19 protein-coding genes and 7 tRNA genes are annotated in these 17,859 nt (G+C 72.7%); 15 read left to right on the forward strand and 11 right to left on the reverse strand.

Annotated features, from left to right (window positions below; translation table 11 throughout):
• The first annotated feature begins 66 nt into the window (after nucleotides 1–66).
• Nucleotides 67–345 (forward strand): zf-TFIIB domain-containing protein, encoded by a 279-nt coding sequence (locus tag OG867_RS27330; RefSeq protein ID WP_328899282.1) that lies wholly within the window; start codon nucleotides 67–69, stop codon nucleotides 343–345.
• Nucleotides 346–395: 50 nt separating this feature from the next.
• Here OG867_RS27330 and OG867_RS27335 read toward each other — a convergent pair.
• The 5 genes from OG867_RS27335 to OG867_RS27355 form a co-directional block, all read right to left on the reverse strand.
• Nucleotides 396–467: transfer RNA gene (locus OG867_RS27335), tRNA-Val, on the reverse strand.
• Nucleotides 468–489: 22 nt separating this feature from the next.
• Nucleotides 490–561 (reverse strand) — tRNA-Val (locus OG867_RS27340).
• 37 nt (nucleotides 562–598) lie between these two features.
• Nucleotides 599–670: transfer RNA gene (locus OG867_RS27345), tRNA-Val, on the reverse strand.
• A 1-nt stretch (nucleotide 671) separates the two neighbouring features.
• Nucleotides 672–745, reverse strand: a tRNA-Cys gene (locus OG867_RS27350).
• A gap of 37 nt (nucleotides 746–782) precedes the next feature.
• Nucleotides 783–855 (reverse strand) — tRNA-Gly (locus OG867_RS27355).
• Between the two features lie 163 nt (nucleotides 856–1,018).
• On the opposite strand from OG867_RS27355, the gene OG867_RS27360 reads away from it, so the two are divergent.
• From OG867_RS27360 to OG867_RS27370, 3 genes are all read left to right on the forward strand, one after another.
• Entirely contained in the window at nucleotides 1,019–2,056 is a 1,038-nt protein-coding gene (locus tag OG867_RS27360) for a chorismate-binding protein (RefSeq protein WP_406291193.1), read from the forward strand.
• Complete coding sequence (locus OG867_RS27365) at nucleotides 2,053–2,874, forward strand: aminotransferase class IV (RefSeq protein WP_406289289.1); 822 nt, start codon at nucleotides 2,053–2,055, stop codon at nucleotides 2,872–2,874. The genes OG867_RS27360 and OG867_RS27365 overlap by 4 nt, the downstream gene beginning before the upstream one ends.
• A gap of 65 nt (nucleotides 2,875–2,939) precedes the next feature.
• Nucleotides 2,940–3,776: a GNAT family N-acetyltransferase gene (locus OG867_RS27370; RefSeq protein WP_406289291.1), complete on the forward strand. Its 837-nt coding sequence runs from the start codon at nucleotides 2,940–2,942 to the stop codon at nucleotides 3,774–3,776.
• A gap of 8 nt (nucleotides 3,777–3,784) precedes the next feature.
• Here the strand turns inward: OG867_RS27370 and OG867_RS27375 are convergent, their stop codons facing one another.
• The gene (locus tag OG867_RS27375) at nucleotides 3,785–4,312 is read right to left on the reverse strand and encodes a DsbA family protein (RefSeq protein WP_406289293.1); all 528 of its coding nucleotides are present in this window, start codon (nucleotides 4,310–4,312) and stop codon (nucleotides 3,785–3,787) included.
• Between the two features lie 158 nt (nucleotides 4,313–4,470).
• Here OG867_RS27375 and OG867_RS27380 point away from each other — a divergent pair, with 158 nt between their 5' ends.
• From OG867_RS27380 to OG867_RS27390, 3 genes are all read left to right on the forward strand, one after another.
• On the forward strand, nucleotides 4,471–4,941 hold the full coding sequence (locus tag OG867_RS27380) for a hypothetical protein (protein ID WP_406289294.1): 471 nt from the start codon (nucleotides 4,471–4,473) through the stop codon (nucleotides 4,939–4,941).
• A gap of 237 nt (nucleotides 4,942–5,178) precedes the next feature.
• Nucleotides 5,179–6,150, forward strand: a complete 972-nt coding sequence (locus OG867_RS27385; protein ID WP_406289297.1) for an acetylxylan esterase — start codon at nucleotides 5,179–5,181, stop codon at nucleotides 6,148–6,150.
• A gap of 153 nt (nucleotides 6,151–6,303) precedes the next feature.
• Nucleotides 6,304–6,459 (forward strand): hypothetical protein, encoded by a 156-nt coding sequence (locus OG867_RS27390; RefSeq protein ID WP_202542324.1) that lies wholly within the window; start codon nucleotides 6,304–6,306, stop codon nucleotides 6,457–6,459.
• A 4-nt stretch (nucleotides 6,460–6,463) separates the two neighbouring features.
• Here the strand turns inward: OG867_RS27390 and OG867_RS27395 are convergent, their stop codons facing one another.
• Both OG867_RS27395 and OG867_RS27400 read right to left on the reverse strand, forming a co-directional pair.
• Entirely contained in the window at nucleotides 6,464–7,039 is a 576-nt protein-coding gene (locus tag OG867_RS27395; RefSeq protein ID WP_328899276.1) for a CGNR zinc finger domain-containing protein, read from the reverse strand.
• Nucleotides 7,040–7,232: 193 nt separating this feature from the next.
• Nucleotides 7,233–7,646 carry an SsgA family sporulation/cell division regulator gene (locus OG867_RS27400; protein ID WP_003959770.1) on the reverse strand — a complete coding sequence of 138 codons (414 nt, stop codon included), beginning with the start codon at nucleotides 7,644–7,646 and terminating at the stop codon, nucleotides 7,233–7,235.
• A 190-nt stretch (nucleotides 7,647–7,836) separates the two neighbouring features.
• Between OG867_RS27400 and OG867_RS27405 the strand changes: the two genes are divergently transcribed.
• The gene (locus tag OG867_RS27405; protein WP_328899275.1) at nucleotides 7,837–8,328 is read left to right on the forward strand and encodes a TIGR02611 family protein; all 492 of its coding nucleotides are present in this window, start codon (nucleotides 7,837–7,839) and stop codon (nucleotides 8,326–8,328) included.
• Between the two features lie 66 nt (nucleotides 8,329–8,394).
• Nucleotides 8,395–8,466 (forward strand) — tRNA-Val (locus OG867_RS27410).
• Nucleotides 8,467–8,528: 62 nt separating this feature from the next.
• On the opposite strand, the gene OG867_RS27415 is transcribed toward OG867_RS27410, so the two are convergent.
• Nucleotides 8,529–11,024, reverse strand: coding sequence for an SCO7613 C-terminal domain-containing membrane protein (locus OG867_RS27415; RefSeq protein ID WP_406289302.1), 2,496 nt, complete (start codon nucleotides 11,022–11,024; stop codon nucleotides 8,529–8,531).
• 83 nt (nucleotides 11,025–11,107) lie between these two features.
• Between OG867_RS27415 and OG867_RS27420 the strand changes: the two genes are divergently transcribed.
• Together OG867_RS27420 and OG867_RS27425 are read left to right on the forward strand one after the other, a co-directional pair.
• The gene (locus OG867_RS27420; RefSeq protein WP_406289305.1) at nucleotides 11,108–11,554 is read left to right on the forward strand and encodes an SRPBCC family protein; all 447 of its coding nucleotides are present in this window, start codon (nucleotides 11,108–11,110) and stop codon (nucleotides 11,552–11,554) included.
• Nucleotides 11,555–11,593: 39 nt separating this feature from the next.
• Nucleotides 11,594–11,665: transfer RNA gene (locus OG867_RS27425), tRNA-Val, on the forward strand.
• A 68-nt stretch (nucleotides 11,666–11,733) separates the two neighbouring features.
• On the opposite strand, the gene OG867_RS27430 is transcribed toward OG867_RS27425, so the two are convergent.
• A complete protein-coding gene (locus OG867_RS27430) occupies nucleotides 11,734–12,459 on the reverse strand; it encodes a 3'-5' exonuclease (protein ID WP_328899272.1) in 726 nt (241 codons plus the stop codon).
• 189 nt (nucleotides 12,460–12,648) lie between these two features.
• Here OG867_RS27430 and OG867_RS27435 point away from each other — a divergent pair, with 189 nt between their 5' ends.
• The 3 genes from OG867_RS27435 (at nucleotide 12,649) to thrS (ending at nucleotide 16,469) form a co-directional block, all read left to right on the forward strand.
• Nucleotides 12,649–13,215 (forward strand): DUF4365 domain-containing protein, encoded by a 567-nt coding sequence (locus tag OG867_RS27435; protein WP_406289308.1) that lies wholly within the window; start codon nucleotides 12,649–12,651, stop codon nucleotides 13,213–13,215.
• Nucleotides 13,215–14,402, forward strand: coding sequence for a hypothetical protein (locus tag OG867_RS27440; protein ID WP_406289310.1), 1,188 nt, complete (start codon nucleotides 13,215–13,217; stop codon nucleotides 14,400–14,402). The genes OG867_RS27435 and OG867_RS27440 overlap by 1 nt, the downstream gene beginning before the upstream one ends.
• 90 nt (nucleotides 14,403–14,492) lie before the next feature.
• A complete protein-coding gene (gene thrS, locus OG867_RS27445) occupies nucleotides 14,493–16,469 on the forward strand; it encodes a threonine--tRNA ligase (protein ID WP_406289313.1) in 1,977 nt (658 codons plus the stop codon).
• Nucleotides 16,470–16,508: 39 nt separating this feature from the next.
• Here the strand turns inward: thrS and OG867_RS27450 are convergent, their stop codons facing one another.
• Nucleotides 16,509–17,186, reverse strand: coding sequence for an ion channel (locus OG867_RS27450; protein ID WP_328899269.1), 678 nt, complete (start codon nucleotides 17,184–17,186; stop codon nucleotides 16,509–16,511).
• Between the two features lie 66 nt (nucleotides 17,187–17,252).
• Here OG867_RS27450 and OG867_RS27455 point away from each other — a divergent pair, with 66 nt between their 5' ends.
• Entirely contained in the window at nucleotides 17,253–17,813 is a 561-nt protein-coding gene (locus OG867_RS27455) for an HIT domain-containing protein (RefSeq protein ID WP_328899268.1), read from the forward strand.
• The last annotated feature ends 46 nt before the right edge of the window (nucleotides 17,814–17,859 follow it).

The following is a 17,859-nucleotide window of genomic DNA, read 5'->3' on the forward strand; positions in this document are numbered from 1 at the left end:
TGAACCGACCGTCGGCGGGCATGCATTCCGGCGACGGCGAACCGACGGCGAGGAGTGAGCCCGAACATGCAGTGTCCCAAGTGCCACGCACAGATGCACACGTACAACCGCAACGGCATTCAGATCGAGCAGTGCAGCGGCTGCCGGGGGATATTCCTGGACTACGGCGAGCTGGAGACGCTGACCCGTATCGAGTCCCAGTGGACGCAGCAGGCCCCGCCGCCGGCCGCCCCGCCGCAGGCGTACCCCTCCGCCCCCGCGCCCGCCTGGGGCGCCCCGCACCAAGGCGGCCACCACGGTCACTACCGGCAGAAGAGCTTCGGCCGGATGCTCTTCTCCTCCTGAGTGAGCACGACGAAGCCCCGGTCGTCGAGACGACCGGGGCTTCGTGGCGGTGCGCGATACTGGGATTGAACCAGTGACCTCTTCCGTGTCAGGGAAGCGCTCTCCCGCTGAGCTAATCGCGCGGGTGATCCTGCGTGTACTGCGTGCGCGATACTGGGATTGAACCAGTGACCTCTTCCGTGTCAGGGAAGCGCTCTCCCGCTGAGCTAATCGCGCGGGTGATCCTTACGGACCGGTGATCCTTGCGGACCGGTGGACGATACTGGGATTGAACCAGTGACCTCTTCCGTGTCAGGGAAGCGCTCTCCCGCTGAGCTAATCGTCCGTGGAGGTGGAGACGGGATTTGAACCCGTGTAGACGGCTTTGCAGGCCGTTGCCTCGCCTCTCGGCCACTCCACCAGGGGTGGGAGACCGGTGAAGATCCCCACCTTCTGCGAGCGGACGACCAGGTTCGAACTGGCGACCTCAACCTTGGCAAGGTTGCGCTCTACCAACTGAGCTACGTCCGCTTGTCATTCCCGGTCCGCTTGCGCGTCCCGGCGACGTGTTGAACTCTAGCGGATTCCGGGGCCAGTACAAAAACGCGTTTGTGCAGCGTGCTGAGGTGCGCTTGCCCCGGCGCGGGTCACCGTGCGCCGTCCTACACTCGCGGACGTGCACGACCTCGCTCCCATGGCCCGCTTCGGCGGCCTCGTCGCCTCCGGTCTGCGGGATGTGACCAGTGATCCCGCCGCCCTCGACTCGTCCGGCTTCTGGGCCGTCTGCGCGGGCTTCGAATCCGTCCTGACCTGCGCCCGCTTCGACACCGTGCGCCCCGCTCCCGTGCCCGCGCCGGTCGCCGGCGCCTGGCGCGGCCCGGGCGCCGGGGACTGGACCTCCTCGCTCGACCGGGAGGCGTACATCGAAGGCGTACGGCGCATCCGCGCGTACATCGCGACCGGCGAGGTCTACCAGGCCAACCTCTGCCGCGTGCTGACCGCACCGCTGCCCGGCCCGGGCTCGGCCGACGTGGACGCCCTCACCGCACTGCTGGCGCGCGGCAACCCGGCCCCGTACGCAGGAACGATTCGGCTCCCCGCGCAGGGCGTCGAGATCGCCACCGCGTCCCCCGAGCTCTTCCTGCGCAGGGACGGCCGCACGGTCGAGTCCGGACCCATCAAGGGCACCGGCCGCACCGAGGCGGACCTGCTGGAGAAGGACCACGCCGAGAACGTGATGATCGTGGACCTGGTCCGCAACGACCTGGGACGGGTCTGCGCCACCGGGTCGGTCACCGTCCCCGACCTCTGCGCCGTCGAGAAGCACCCCGGCCTCGTCCACCTCGTCTCCACCGTGCGCGGCCGCCTCGCCGAGGGCGCCGGCTGGCCGGAGATCCTCGCCGCGGCCTTCCCGCCCGGCTCGGTCACCGGCGCCCCCAAGTCCAGCGCGCTGCGGATCATCCGCGAACTGGAGACCGCCCCGCGCGGCCCGTACTGCGGCGGCGTCGGCTGGGTGGACGCCGACCGGAGGACCGCCTCGCTCGCCGTCGGCATCAGGACCTTCTGGACCGACCGCACCGGACCCGCCCCCCTCCTGCGCTTCGGCACCGGGGCCGGGATCACCTGGGGCTCCGATCCGGAACGCGAATGGGACGAGACCGAACTCAAGGCGTCCAGGCTGCTCGCTGTAGCGTCGGGCGCATACGAAGCAACCGGAAGGACCGCACCATGAGGATCTGGGTCAACGGCGAGCTGCGCCCCGCCGACGACGCCCGGGTGTCCGTGCTCGACCACGGGCTCACCGTCGGCGACGGCGTCTTCGAGACGCTCCGGGTCTCCCACGGCCGCCCCTTCGCCCTCACCCGCCACCTCGACCGGCTGACCCGCTCCGCCCAGGGCCTCGGCCTGCCCGCCCCCGACCTGGACGAGGTGCGCCGCGCCTGCGCCGCCGTCGTGGAGGCCAACCCGGTCGGACTGGGCCGGCTGCGGATCACGTACACCGGCGGCATCTCGCCCCTCGGCTCCGACCGCGGCGACGCGGGCCCCGGCCTCGTCGTCGCCCTCGGCGAGGTGAGCCGCCGCCCCGACGCCACGGCCGTCGTCACCGTGCCCTGGACCCGCAACGAACGCTCCGCGCTCACCGGCCTCAAGACCACCTCGTACGCGGAGAACGTCGTCGCCCTCGCCCGCGCCCACGAGCAGGGCGCGTCCGAGGCGCTGTTCGCCAACACCGTCGGCCGGCTCTGCGAGGGCACCGGGTCCAACGTCTTCGTCGTCCTGGACGGGCAGCTCCACACCCCGCCCGTCTCCTCCGGCTGCCTGGCCGGCATCACCCGGGCACTCGCGGTGGAGTGGACCGGCGCGCAGGAGACCGACCTGCCGTTCGACGTCCTGGACCGGGCCGACGAGGTCTTCCTGACCTCCACCCTCCGTGACGTGCAGGCCGTCCACCGGATCGACGGCCGGGAGCTGCCGGGCGTGCCCGGACCGGTGACCGCGAAGGCGATGCGGATCTTCGAGGAGCGTGCGGCAGACGACCTCGACCCGTGACCGGCGGCGGCCCGTCCGCGTAAATGCGGGTGACGGGCTCCCGGGCAGGGGATAGAAACCACCTGATGACGACGACACTGCGGCCGGCCGGGCCGATCCAGTCAGGCGCCGACGGCGCACAGCGGCGCGCGTACGACGTGTGCGACAACGGGCGCCCCGTCGGCTCCGTCGCGCTCGCCGTGGCGCCGGGCGCGGGCGGGGCGACGGGCCTGATCAGAGCCCTGCGGATCGACGAGGCCGTCCGCAGGCGCGGTCGGGGCACCATCGCCGCCCTGGCCTCCGAGGAGATCCTGCGCGGCTGGGGTTGCTCCCAGGTGTGTACGGAGGTGGCCGCCGGGGACACCGCGGGGGAGCGGCTGGCCGCGGCGCTCGGCTACACCGAGCGCAGCCGCAACATGGTCAAGACGCTGCCCGAGGAGCCCCCGACCCTCCCCGGCGGGCTCACCGCACAGCCGATGACGCCCGAGGAATTCGCCGTCTGGGAGCGCGACGCCGTCGCCGCGTACACGGAGAACCTGGTGAGCCGGGGCGTCCCGCGCGAGGCGGCGCCGGCCGCGGCCCGCGCCGCCCACGCCCGCCACCTCCCGGACGGCCTCGCCACCGAGGGGGTGCGGCTGGACCACCTGCGCCACGGGGCCGAGACGGTCGGCCATGTCTGGGAGGCACCGTTCGAGATGCACCCCGGCCTGCGCATCGGCTACGTGTTCGACGTGGAGGTGGCGGAGCCGTACCGGGGGCGCGGCTACGGGCGGGCTCTGATGCTCCAGGCCGAGCGGATCGCGCTGGCGGCGGGCGAGACGCGGATCGGGTTGCACGTCCTCACGGCCAACACCCCGGCCCTGCGGCTGTACGAATCGCTCGGTTACGAGCCGACCCGGCACAGCCTGGCCAAGCCGCTGTAGCCCCGCGCTCAGCCCTGCTGGGGCCCGTCCGGGGCGAGCAGCCGGTCGGCGATCTCCTCGATCCGCTCGCGGAGCCCCTCCTGGCTCTTGCCGCCGTCCAGCCGCTCCCCGCCGATCACGTACGTCGGCGTGCCGGTCACCCCGATCGCCTTGCCCTCGGCCTGGTCCGCGTCCACGATCAGCATGTGACGGCCGTCGATGAGCGCGGTGTCGAACTCCTCCGCGTCCAGCCCCAGCTCCCCGGCCACCTCGACCAGCAGCTCCTCGCCCCGCGCCCCGAGGTCACCGGTGCGCGCGAGGACCGCCTCGATGTACGGCCGGCCGCTGCCCTGGACCACGGCCTCCTCGGCGGCCTGCGCGGCGGCGTAGGCGTGCTTGTTCTTCTCCAGGGGGAAGTGCCGCAGCCGGACGTCCAGCCGGTCGCCGTACCGGGCGCGCAGGGCGTGCACATCGGTGAGGGCGTGGTGGCAGTCGGGGCACTGGAGATCGCACCAGACGTCGAGGACGACCGGTGCGGCGGGGGTGGAATCGCTCATGGGGCCAGTCTCGCAGGCTGCGCGGCAGGGCGGCCGCCCGGCACCTGGGGAGGAGCCCGGCCCCTGAGATCTCCCTGATACGGGCCCGGGGCATGGCCGCGCGCCCGGTGGGCGGTGCAGGATGGAAGGGACGTATCCCCCTGCGCCAGGAGGCACCGATGCTTGCCGAGACCATTTGTTCCGCGGTGTCCGCGGCGGGCCTGGGCATCGCGGCCGTCACCGCGTACCGCAAGCGGTTCCTCACCGCGACGAGGATCGCCGCCTACGCGCTGGTGCCGGTCGGCCTGGTGCTGACGGGCGTCGTGAAGTGGGTGTCGGACATCGCCTTCAAGCCGAGCGTCTGGCTGGGCTTCGGCCTGCTGGGCGTGGCCTGGCTGCTCTTCATGCTCACGCGCGCGGTCGAACGCCGGGGCGGCGGCGGCCGCAAGGAGCGCCGGGCCGCGGCCCGGGCCGCCCGGGGCGAGGCCGTGGAGCCGGGCGCTTCGGCCCCCTCGCTCGGCGCGGGCTCCTCGCCGGCCGGCGCGGGCTCGCGCGGCAAGCCGGCGAAGCAGGGCAAGCAGTCGGCCTCGTCCGGATCCGGCGAGGACTTCAGCGACATCGAGGCCATCCTGAAGAAGCACGGCATCTGACACCGGTGCCGCCCGGACCCACGGGCCCCGTCGCAGCACGCGGCGGGGCCCGCCCCGTCTCACCAGGTGAATCGTTTTCCCGGGTCGCCCGGGATTCCTTGACCCTGCCCGGCGGGGCCGCATAGCGTCCCGCTGGGCTGTGAACGTATGCGTTCAAGGCCCCATGACACCGGGGGCGGGACGCGTGGACCTGTGCGGCGGACGCCGCCCCTTCCGCGTGCCCGAAACGGAGAAGCGATGGCCCTGTTCGACCTGCCCCTGGACCAGCTGAGCGGCTACCGGCCCGAGCCCGACGAGCCGGAGGACTTCGACGCCTTCTGGCAGCTCACCCTGGACGAGGCCGCCGCCCACCCGCTGGACGCCGAGTTCGCGCCCTACGACAGCGCGCTGGCCGCCGTCGACTCGTACGACGTGTCGTTCGCCGGCTGGGGCGGGCACCGGATACGCGCCTGGCTGAACGTTCCCGCGGGCGCGGAGGGCCCCCTGCCGACCGTCGTGCACTACCTCGGCTACAGCGGCGGGCGCGGGCTGCCCCACGACCACCTCGTGTGGCCCTCGGCCGGCTGGGCCGCGCTGGTCGTGGACACCCGGGGCCAGGGCGCGGTCAACCACCACTCGGCGGGCGCCACCCCGGACCCGTACGGCGCCGCCAACCCGCAGGCGCCGGGCTTCATGACCAACGGCGTCCTCGACCCGGAGACGTACTACTACCGCCGGGTCTTCACCGACGCGGTGCGCGCCGTCGAGGTCGCCCGCAGCCACCCGGCCGTCGACCCCGCCCGCATCGTCGTGAACGGCGCCAGCCAGGGCGGCGGCATCGCCCAGGCCGTGGCGGCCCTCAGCCCGCACGTGAAGGCCGCGTTCGTGGACGTGCCGTTCCTGACGCACTTCCGGCGGGCCGTCGAGATCACCGACGAGGACCCGTACCAGGAGATCGTCCGGTTCCTCGCCACCCGGCACGGCGCGGACGCCCAGGTGTTCCGCACCCTGTCGTACTTCGACGGCGTCAGCTTCGCCGCCCGCGCGACGGTGCCCGCGCTCTACTCGGTCGCCCTGATGGACGCGATCTGCCCGCCCTCCACGGTCTTCGCCGCCTACAACCGCTGGGCCGGGCCCAAGGAGATCGAGATCTACCCCTGGAACGGCCACGAGGGCGGCACCGGCGCACAGCGCCAGGTCCAGCTGCGGATGCTGCGCGAACTGAGCTGAGCCGCCGGGCCCGCGGGGGAGCGGGGGTTAGGAAATGTGCTGGGGGCTCGCACGCCGGAGCGATTAACGAGGCCCCCATGACGAGTGAACTCCCGTCGTGAAGAGGCATGTTGGTACGGAGCACCCCGGGGACTGCGTCATGATCGTCCGGAAATGGTGGACACCTCTCGGGGCGACGCCCCCGCACCCCCTGGCGAAGAGCCGCGCGGCTGCCTCTTCGCGCTTTCCCAGCCCCCTCTGATGATCTTCCTCACGGTCATCGGCAGCCTGCTGCTGATGGCCGCGTTGCACGATCTCTTCCTGCTGTGAGCCGTCAGCCGGCCGCTTCCCGGCGGCGTGCCCGGTACGCGGCCACGTGCAGGCGGTTACCGCAGGTGCGGCTGGAGCAGTAGCGGCGGGAGCGGTTGCGCGAGAGGTCCACGAAGGCGTTCCGGCAGTCCGGCGCCTCGCACCGCCGCAGCCGCTCCGTCTCGCCCGCCACGATGATGAAGGCGAGGGCCATGCCGCAGTCGGCCGCCAGGTGGTCGGCGATCGAGGCGTCCGGCGAGAAGTAGTGCACATGCCAGTCGTAGCCGTCGTGGGCGGTGAGCTGCGGGGTGGTGCCCGCCGCGGCCACCAGGGCGTTCACCAGCTCGGCGGCGGTGCGCGTGTCCCCGGCGGCGAAGACCTCGGCGAACCGGGCGCGCACGTCGTGCACGGACTTCAGGTCCCGCTGGTCGAGCACGCCGATCCCGCTCACGCGGTGGCGTACGGCGAACGCGTGGAGTGCCGCGACGTCGGCGAGCCCGTCGGCCGGTGTCCCGCCCCCTTCCGGTTCGCTCTCCGGCGCGGTGTTCACCAGATCGACCACTAGGTCGAGGGCGATCCGGGTGTCGTGGGGGATCAGCACGCATTCGCTCCCTGGCCTCCGGCGTGCGGGCGCCCGCCGATGCCGGACGACTCTACTGGCTCGGGCGCGACGCGGACCGGCGCCGGTCGCCGCGGTGGATCCGCGGTCACCGGCGCCGGTGTCAGCCGTATGAGGTTGTCCGCGCGACGCCGTCTCCCCGAGTCGGACGGCGTCGTGCAGCTCTCGGCCTGGCTCAGCTCTCGGCCAGGATGTGTGAGAGCTCCGTATCGAGGTCGAAGTGACGGTGTTCGGTGCCCGGTGGAACCGCGGCGTCGGTCCGCTTCAGGAACGACTCCAGGGCCCGTGCCGGGGCCTCGAGCAGTGCTTCGCCCTCTGGGGAGCTCAGCGCGATGCAGACGACGCCCTGGCCGTGACTACGGGATGGCCAGACACGTACGTCTCCGGTGCCGGTGGGCCGGTGCAGCCCCTCGGCAAGGAGGTCGCGGGCGAAAACCCACTCGACCGTCTCCTCCGCTCCGGTGTGGAAGGTGGCGTGCACGGCATAGGGATCGGCCGTGTCATACCGCAGGCCCGCGGGTACAGGCAGTGAGGACTCGCTCGACACAACGAGGCGCAGGTGCAGCTCGCAGCTGACCGTGGTGTTCATAAGCGCCAGGGCCTTTCGCTCAGTGTGCGCTCGGGGATTCGCACGTCGGCGAAATCGACATGCCACCTACGGTGGCGTTGTAAACCCCTCTGACCGTTTTGAGATGCTTCAGGTAGCTCGTACAGCGGTGTGTAACTTTGCGTCATGCGGCCATTCAAGTGAACGCGAGCCTGTCCGGTAGGTTGGATCCATGAATGCGGAGAGTGACGAGCGGGACGGTGCCGCCGCGGCGAAGGCACCGGCTTCCGCCGCGGGGGAAGCGCCCCGCGACGCGACGGGGGACGTCATACCGGGAGTGACCAAGGAGGACCCGTCGCTCGGCTCCAGAGCGCCCGGCTTCATCAAGGCGTCCCGGGCCCTGCACATCAGCTGGCAGGTCGGCGTCTTCGTCGTCGGTCTCGCCGTCGTCGTGGCCGGCATCATCATGCTGCCGCTGCCGGGCCCCGGCTGGCTGGTGATCTTCGGCGGTATGGCGATCTGGGCGACCGAGTTCGTCTGGGCCCAGCTGGTGCTGCGCTGGACCCGGCGCAAGGTCACCGAGGCCGCCCAGCGGGCGCTCGACCCCAAGGTCCGCCGGCGCAACATCATCCTCACGGTGATCGGACTCGTGATCATCGCGGTGCTCGTCGGGATCTACGTGTGGAAGTTCGGGATCGTCATGCCCTGGAAGATCCACGAGTGACCCCCGGGCGGTCCCCGGGATGGTCGGGGGACGCCGCTGACATGGGGTAATGTTTGCGGTGCGCCCGGGCGATTAGCTCAGTGGGAGAGCGCTTCGTTCACACCGAAGAGGTCACTGGTTCGAACCCAGTATCGCCCACCCCGGACCGACGGCCCGGAAGCTCCAAGAGCTTCCGGGCCGTCGGCGTTCCCGCCCTCCCCTCACCGCATCCGCCCCAGCGCCTCCTTCAGCCGCCGGGCGTCCCGCAGCCGCTTCTCGTACGTCGCCCCCACCACCAGCAGCAGCGCCCCGGCCAGCGCAGGCGCCACCCACCGCGGCAGCGCCCCCGCCACCTGCACCACGTACGGCGCCAGCTCGTGCAGTGCGTCCAGCGCCAGCACCGCGCCGCCCAGCACCAACAACGCCTGGAGCCGCAGCCGCGCCCCCGCCAGCGTGACCCCCAGGGCCGCCACCCCCAGCAGCAGCGGGCGCGTCCAGTGCGGGTCCGTCCAGGCCGCGCCCAGCGACGGCACCAGCGTCACCGCGAGCCCCGCCCCGTACGCCGCCCACGACGAGGCCGACGGATCGCGGCGCCGGCGCAGCACCCCGACCACCAGCGCCGGCACGGTCACGGGCAGGGTGTACGCCTCCGGGGCCGAGACCCCCGACACCGCGAGCCGCGCCCACGCCGCCAGCACGAACAGCACCGTCGCCAGGTACCCCGCGAGCGGCCGCCGCTCCGGGCGCAGCGCCGTCCCCGCCGCGAGCACCCCGCACAGCGCCAGCACCAGCGCCAGGAACCGCGCGTCGTCCGCCGCCATGGCGACCGCCACCACACCCGCCGCCGCACCGGTCACCTCGACCGGCACCGCCACCGGGTGCCCCTTCAGCCGCGCCCCCACCAGCACCGTCACCGCCGGCACCGCCAGCAGCGGCACGGCCGCCTCGTACACCGCGAGGCCCAACGAAGACCCCAGCGCGCCCACCGGCACCACGGCGCACGCCACCGCCGCACAGGCCGCCGCCGACACCACCCCCGGCGAGACACCCTCCTGCCGGTCCAGGGCCACCGCGAGCGCCACGAACACCACCACCAGCAGACCGAACGCCGTGTACGTGGCCGCCTCCGTCGCCAGCGACAGCAGACCCGCGCCCGCCGCACCGGCCACCCCGACCGCACCGGCCGTCACCGCCACAGCCCGCGCCCCGGCCCGCAGCCCGGCCACCGCCAGGCCGAACGCCGCCACGGCCAGGACCAGCTGCCCCGCCCGGGCCGCCACGAAGGACAGGTCCAGCGCGGCCGGCAGCACCATCAGCCCCGCCCAGCCCAGCGCCACCCCGGCCGCCCCCGCCACCCCGGCCGCCCCCGCCGCGCCCCGCCACGCAGCACCGGGCACCAGCACCGGCCCGGCCCACCGGAGCAGACCGTTCCACCAGCGGCACGCGGCGCCGAGCGCCACGGCCACCAGCAGCAGCACCACCGGGGCGGACACCATCGCGTCCCACGGCAGGCCCGTCGCACCCGCCGCGCCCCGGGCACCGCCGCGCGGCGCACCGGACCACACCGCGCCCAGTCGCGTCACCGGGCCCGCCGCCACCACCGTCACCGGCACCAGCGACACCAGCACCGCGCCGGCCGCCACGACCGCCGACGCCCACACGAGCCCCCGGGCCGCCGCGACGCCCAGCGGAGCACGTACGGAGAACAGCAGGGCACCGGCGCACAGCAGGTACGACGCCACCCGCCAGCCGTCCGGCACCCCGGCCGCCGGCACTCCGCCCACCGCCGCCACGGCCGCCAGACCGGCCACCGCACCACCGGCCGTCGCGAACGGCACCGCGGCCCGGCGCGCCCCCGCCAGGGCGAGCGCCGCACCGGCCAGCAGCAGCGCCCCCGGCGCCACCGCACCAGCGGGCCCGGCCGCCGTCAGCGACTCCACCAGCGCCACCAGCAGCCCCGCCCCGCCCGTCACGCACAGGGCGACGCACGCCATGACCCGTACCGACGCCCGTCCGACGGTCAGCGCCACCACGCCGTCCAGCGCTGCCGTCGCCAGCAGCGCCCCCGAGAACCACAGCGGCCCGCCGTCCGCCGCCCACACCCACAGCACCAGCGGCAGCTGCGCCGAGACGACCGCCAGCGGCAGCGGCAGCCGCAGCTTGCCCAGGAGCAGCCCGTAGGCCGCCCACAGCAGTGCGAGCACCGCTGCCGCCGTCCCCGTGTACGCCGCACCGTCCGCGTCCGGCACCGCCACCGCGTACACCGCGTACGCGTCGAGCACCATCAGCACCGACGCCACCGCCACCAGCGCCTCCGCCGTCGCGGCCAGGCCCCGGCGCAGCAGCGTCACCGGCGCGGACAGCGCCCCGGCCGTCACCGCGGTCAGCACCGCGCTGCGCCCGCCGATGCCCAGGTCGCCCCAGCTGACCAGGGTGAACGCGAGGGCGGCGACCGCGAGCAGCAGCCCGCCGAGGACCAGCAGCACGTTCTGCACACTGCGCTTCGAGGCCGGACGCGCCGGGCCGAACCCTCCGGGGCCCGGGCCCCAGGGCGCGACCGGGCCCCGGGGCGGCCCCCAGGGGACGGGTCCGGTGGCTTCCAGCGCCCGCAGCAGCCAGGCGCGGCGGGTCAGCAGCTGGGCCCGGTGGGCGTCCAGCCGGGCCAGTTCACGATCGAGGAGCGCCAATTCCTCGGCGGGCGGCGGCACATGTTCCATGAACGCGAGTGTGCTGCGCGCCACGCGACCGAACATGCGTCCAGGTACTCAGATACCCGTCTGAGTACGCGCATCCTGGGGAAATGAACTGGAACCACTACCGATTCGTCAGCGTATGGGAGTTCCGGGCGCCGCCCGAGGCCGTGTACGCCGAACTGGAACGCGTCGAGCACTACCCGCGGTGGTGGCCGCAGGTCCGCGAGGTCACCCGGTCCGGCAGCGACTCCGGCACCACCCGCATCCGCTCCCTCCTCCCGTACGACCTCGTCACGACCGTGCGCGAACGGCGCCACGACCCCGCGCACGGCGTCCTCGAAGCCGCGCTCGGCGGCGATCTCGACGGCTGGGTCCGCTGGACGGTCGCGCCCCGCGGTTCCGGCACCCGCGTCGTCTACGAGCAGGAGGTCGAGGTGCGCCGGAGACTGATGCGGGTCCTCGCGGCGCCCTGCCGCCCGGTGTTCCGCGCCAACCACGCCCTGATGATGTGGGCCGGGCGGCGCGGACTCGCGGCCCGGCTGGAAGCGGTTTGAACCACGGCCGCCCGGCCCTGTATGGTTCAACCCGTTCCCGGGCGATTAGCTCAGTGGGAGAGCGCTTCGTTCACACCGAAGAGGTCACTGGTTCGAACCCAGTATCGCCCACCCCGGAGAGGCCGGTCCGTCAGCACCACCGACGGACCGGCTTCCGCATGTCCGGCCGCTCCTGCCCCTCACGCTGCCGTGCGCAGTTCCGGGCGCAGCGGCCAGGCCGGGTCCACCGTCTCCGGAGTCCCGCTCCGCGCGAACCATGCCTGGAGTCCCCGCGCCTGAGCCGCGTGCCACACCGCCTGAAGCGTGTGCAGCTCCGCCGGGGTCAGCCGTTCGAGGCGCGCCGAGAAGCGGCGCCCCACCGCCCGGACCAGCTCCAGCGAGGCCGCCGCGTCCGCCGCCGCGTCGTGCGCCCCGTCGAGCAGCACGCCGTACAGCTCGCAGAGATCCGTCAGCGTGCGCCGGCCCTTGCGGTAGCGGTCCAGGTGCTTGTCCAGCACCCGGGGGTCCAGCACGCACAGCGGCGACCGCTCCAGGTACGCGCCCAGCGACGACGCCCGGTGCCGCTTCAACTCCCGGTCCAGCAGCGTCAGATCGAACGGCGCGTTCATCACGACGAGCGGCCGGCCCGCCGCGCACTGCTCGGCCAGCGCCCGTGCCATCTCCTCGACCACCGGCGCCGGCCAGCGGCCGTTGCGCTGGAGGTGGTCGTCCGTCAGTCCGTGGATCTCCGTCGCTCCCGGGGGGACCGGCACCCCCGGATTCACCAGCCAGCGGGTGACGCGCACCGGGCCGTCCGCACGGTCCTGGATCACCAGGGCGGCCGAGACGATCCGGTCCTCCTCGACGTCCACACCCGTCGTCTCCGTGTCGAAAGCGGCCAGCGGCCCTTCGTACCAATGAGTCATCCCCGAACTCCTCGCGCACGCACGGCAGATGGCGGGATTCCTCTGCCCGGTTCGGTGATACCCGCGCCCTTTGCCTGATACGCCGTTTGCGGACGGTCCCCTGCGGTGACAACACAAGTACCGGCAGCGGAAGTTGACCGCCCGGCACCCCTCATCCCCATTGGTACGGCCCGGAAGGCTTACGGAGCCATGGCGCTCGCGCAGCCCGAACCGAGCGGGCTGCTGCCCCAGCGGACCGCACCGCTGCGCGGCGGACTCGCCACCACCGCCTGCATGGAGACCCTCCAGGTGGGCTACCTCCACGCCGTCGCCGCGGCGGCGGGCTGCTCGCTGTCGCAGCCCTTCCCCGACAACGGCATCGACTGGCACGTCAGCCACGGTTCCCCCGGGCATCTCGTGGACGACGAGGTGACCATCAAGGTCCAGCTGAAGTGCACCTACCAGATACCGTCCCGGCCGCCCGGCCCGACCTTCGCCTTCACGCTGGACAACGCCCACCTGGTGAAGCTCGCCCGGACGCCCGTGTCGGTGCACAAGATCCTGGTCGTGATGCTCGTGCCGCGCAGCCAGGACGACTGGCTGCGGGCCGGCCCGGACAGCCTCGACCTGCGGCACTGCTGTTACTGGACCAATCTGGCCGGCCACCCCGTGACCGGCCGCCACCGGACCACCGTGCGGCTCATGACCTCGCGCGTCTTCGACGACCGGGCGCTCTGCGAGATCATGACCCGCGTCGGGGCGGGAGGGAGACCCTGATGCACGAGTCCGTACGCGTCCACGGCGAGGCCGCCCCAGGTACCTGGGGCCTGCCCGACCCGGCCCGCGTCGAGCCCGCCGTCCTCGGCGCCCTGCTCGCCCGGCACGGCTGGCGGCGGCGCGGCACCGACGGCGGCCCCTACAGCCGCTGGACCCCGCCCGGCGGCACCACCAGCCTCCTCGTGCCCCGCACCAGGACCTTCCCCGACAGCGAGGACCTGCTCGCCGAGGCCCTGACCGCGCTCGCCCGCAGCGGCGCTCCCCGCGCCCGCGAGATCCTGGTCGCCCTCGCCGTCCCCAGCGACGAGATCCGCTGGCACCGCGAGGTTCCCGAACCCGCCGCCGGGGCCGCCGACTGGCTCGGCGCGGAGCAACTGCACGGTGCCGCCCGCCAGATCCTGCTGGCCGGCGCGCTCGCCGCCCGGGGCGCGGCCGGCTACCACGGCGCCCGCCGCCGCGGCCGCGCCCTGGCCGCCCTCGGCCCCGTGCTCACCGGCCCCGGACCCGGCGGCCGTTCCCTCACCGCCTTCGTCCCGGTCGACCCGGGCCGCCCCGTCGCCGTCCGGCTCCACCACGCCCTGCACGCCACCCGCGAGGCGGTGGACTACCAGCGGGCCACCGGCGGCATGGAAGCCTTCGACAACGCCGTCGCGGCGGGCGTCAGCCGGGAGCTCACCGAGGCGGTCGTCGCCCTCGTCCGGGGCTCGGAGGGCGCCGCGATCGCCGTGGACTGGGCGCCCGCCGCCGGAACCCCCGCCGGCTGCCCCGCCCGCCCCGAACCCGTCGAGTTCTCCCCGGGCGACCTGCCCGCCTTGCGCCGGGCCGGGGCGCGCTACCTGCGCGACGAGCCCGCCGTCGCCGTACGGATCACCGGGGCCGTCGTCCGGCTGCGGCGGTCCGGGCCGCGCGGGGCCGGGATCGTACGGCTGCGGGTGCTGGCCGGGGCCGAGGTGCCGCACGTCCGGATCGAGCTGGACGAGGAGGCGTACCGGATCGCGGGCCAGGCCCACCTGGTCGGGTTGCCGGTCCGGGTGGAGGGCCGGTTGGAGAGCCGGGGCGGCTTCCGGCGGCTGACCGGGGCGTCGCAGGTCGTCCCCGTGCAGGTGGACGACGAGGAACGGGACCGGTTGATGAAGTCGCTCCAGGAGAACGTGGACTTCTTCGAGGAGGCGTGCACGGGGGAGTAGGGCCTTTCGCAATGGGGGCCCTCGGCTCGGTACGATTCCTTCTGCACGCGCCAGAGGAGTGCGGTGCGCCCCCTGAGTCAGGAGAGACCGGTGTCAGACGTCCGTGTGACCATCCAACGCGATTCCGAGCGGGAAGAGCGCGTGGTGACGACGGGCACTACGGCTGCCGAGCTCTTCCCCGGTGAGCGCACCGTCGTCGCGGCCCGCGTCGGCGGCGAGCTGAAGGACCTCGCGTACGAGCTCAAGGACGGCGAGACCGTCGAGCCCGTCGAGATCTCCTCCGAGGACGGCCTCAATATCCTGCGCCACTCCACCGCGCACGTCATGGCCCAGGCCGTGCAGGAGCTGCACCCCGAGGCCAAGCTCGGCATCGGCCCGCCGGTCAAGGACGGCTTCTACTACGACTTCGACGTCGAGAAGCCGTTCACGCCCGAGGACCTCAAGGCCATCGAGAAGCGGATGCAGGAGATCCAGAAGCGGGGCCAGAAGTTCTCCCGCCGGGTCGTGACGGACGAGGCCGCCCGCGAGGAGCTGGCCGACGAGCCGTACAAGCTGGAACTCATCGGCATCAAGGGCTCCGCCTCCTCGGACGACGGCGCGGACGTCGAGGTGGGCGGCGGCGAGCTGACCATCTACGACAACCTCGACCCGAAGACCGGCGAGCTGTGCTGGAAGGACCTCTGCCGGGGCCCGCACCTGCCGACCACCCGGTTCATCCCGGCCTTCAAGCTGATGCGGAACGCTGCCGCGTACTGGCGGGGCAGCGAGCGCAATCCGATGCTTCAGCGCATCTACGGCACCGCCTGGCCCACCAAGGAGGAGCTGAAGGCGCACCTGGAGTTCCTGGAGGAGGCCGCCAAGCGCGACCACCGCAAGCTCGGCAACGAGCTGGACCTCTTCTCCTTCCCCGACGAGATCGGCCCCGGCCTCGCCGTCTTCCACCCCAAGGGCGGCGTCATCCGCCGGGCCATGGAGGACTACTCGCGCCGCCGGCACGAGGAGGAGGGCTACGAGTTCGTTTACTCGCCGCACGCCACCAAGGGCAAGCTCTTCGAGAAGTCCGGCCACCTGGACTGGTACGCCGACGGCATGTACCCGCCCATGCAGCTCGACGACGGGGTGGACTACTACCTCAAGCCGATGAACTGCCCGATGCACAACCTGATCTTCGACGCGCGCGGCCGTTCGTACCGTGAACTGCCCTTGAGGCTGTTCGAGTTCGGCACGGTGTACCGGTACGAGAAGTCGGGCGTCGTGCACGGCCTGACCCGCTCGCGCGGCTTCACGCAGGACGACGCGCACATCTACTGCACTCGTGAGCAGATGGCGGAGGAGCTGGACCGGACGCTCACCTTCGTCCTGAACCTGCTCCGGGACTACGGGCTCACCGACTTCTACCTGGAGCTGTCCACCAAGGACGAGACCAAGTTCGTCGGCTCCGACGAGACCTGGGAAGAGGCCACCGAGACCCTGCGCCAGGTCGCCGAGAAGCAGGGCCTGCCCCTGGTCCCGGACCCGGGCGGGGCCGCGTTCTACGGCCCGAAGATCTCGGTGCAGGCGCGGGACGCCATCGGGCGGACCTGGCAGATGTCGACCATTCAGCTCGACTTCAACCTGCCGGAGCGGTTCGACCTGGAGTACACCGGTCCGGACGGCTCCAAGCAGCGCCCGGTCATGATCCACCGTGCCCTGTTCGGCTCCATCGAGCGCTTCTTCGCGGTGCTCCTGGAGCACTACGCGGGTGCGTTCCCGGTCTGGCTGGCCCCGGTCCAGGCGGTCGGCATCCCGATCGGCGACACCCACATCCCGTACCTCCAGGAGTTCGCGGCGGAGGCGCGGAAGAAGGGGCTGCGTGTCGACGTGGACACGTCGTCGGACCGGATGCAGAAGAAGATCCGCAACCACCAGAAGGCCAAGGTGCCGTTCATGATCATCGTCGGTGACGACGACATGAACGCGGGCACGGTGTCGTTCCGCTACCGCGATGGCTCGCAGGAGAACGGCATCGCCCGTGACGAAGCGATCGCCAAGCTCGTTGACGTGGTGGAGCGTCGCGTGCAGGTGTGAGGTGTTCCCCGCGCAAGCGAGAAGGAGCCCCCGGCCGAGCTACCCGCTCGCCGGGGGCTCCTTCTCGTCCTCCCTGCGGAACACCTGGATCAGCCACGACGAGAACGAGCCCGTCACCGCCCCCAGCAGCCCCAGTCCGCACGCCATCAGTCCCGCCGCGATGATCCTGCCCGCCGTCGTCACCGGCACCACGTCCCCGTACCCCACCGTCGTCAGCGTCTCGCACGCCCACCAGACGGCGTCCCCGAAGGTGCGGATCGAGGAGTCCGGGGCATCGTGCTCCCAGTGGTAGACGCTGAGCGCCGCCGAAAAGCCGAGAAGGACGGCCGTCATCCCGGCGTACGAGATCACCCGGGCGTACAGGCCGAGCCGGGGCCGGTCCCGCCGCTCCTGGACCGCCGCGTAGACCTGGACCATGCGCAGCGGGCGCAGCAGCGGCATGACGAGGACGAGCGTGTCGAGCCAGTGCATGCGTGGGAAGCGGTGGCCGAGCCCGCTGAGTCGCAGGCGCACTGTGTAGTCGAGGATGAACAGCAACCAGGTCGCGCCGACCAGTCCCAGGGAGATGTCGTGCCAGGGCTCGGCGTCGTACGGGGCGAGGACGCGGAACGCGTAGCCGGCGAGGAAGACCAGGGCGGCGGCGAGGAGCGGGACCTCGGTGCGCCGCTCCCAGCGGGTGAGGGCGGGAGGGGGCGGGGCCGGGGTGCGCGCGCTCATCGGCCCAGCATCGCGGTGCGTGTACGGGATCGGCCCCGGCGACACGCTCCGCACAGGTGAAGCAATATGCTGGCCGGCATGACGAGTGAGCCGGAGCAGCAGATCGGAGTGGGGACGCCCGACGCGTTCCAGCGCCTGTGGACGCCCCACCGGATGGCGTACATCCAGGGGGAGAACAAGCCGACCGGCCCGGAGGCGGGCGACGGCTGTCCGTTCTGCGGGATTCCGGAGAAGTCGGACGAGGACGGGCTCGTCGTCGCGCGCGGTGCGAAGGTCTACGCCGTGCTGAATCTGTACCCGTACAACGGGGGGCACCTGATGGTGGTGCCGTACCGGCATGTCGCGGACTACACGGAGCTGGACGGTCCGGAGACGGCGGAGCTGGCCGATTTCACGAAGCGGGCGATGAGCGCGCTGCGGGCGGCCTCGGGTGCGCACGGGTTCAACATCGGGATGAACCAGGGTGCGGTGGCGGGGGCGGGGATCGCCGCGCATCTGCATCAGCACCTGGTGCCGCGGTGGGGCGGTGACGCCAACTTCATGCCGGTGGTGGGGCACACCCGGGTGCTGCCGCAGCTGCTGGCGGACACGCGGAAAATGCTGGCGGACGCCTGGCCGGCCGCTTGATCTTCCTGTTTTTCCTGCTCGTCGTGCGGGGCGCTCCGGATTTCTT

This window comes from Streptomyces sp. NBC_00209 (assembly GCF_045206345.1).
Lineage (GTDB): Bacteria > Actinomycetota > Actinomycetes > Streptomycetales > Streptomycetaceae > Streptomyces.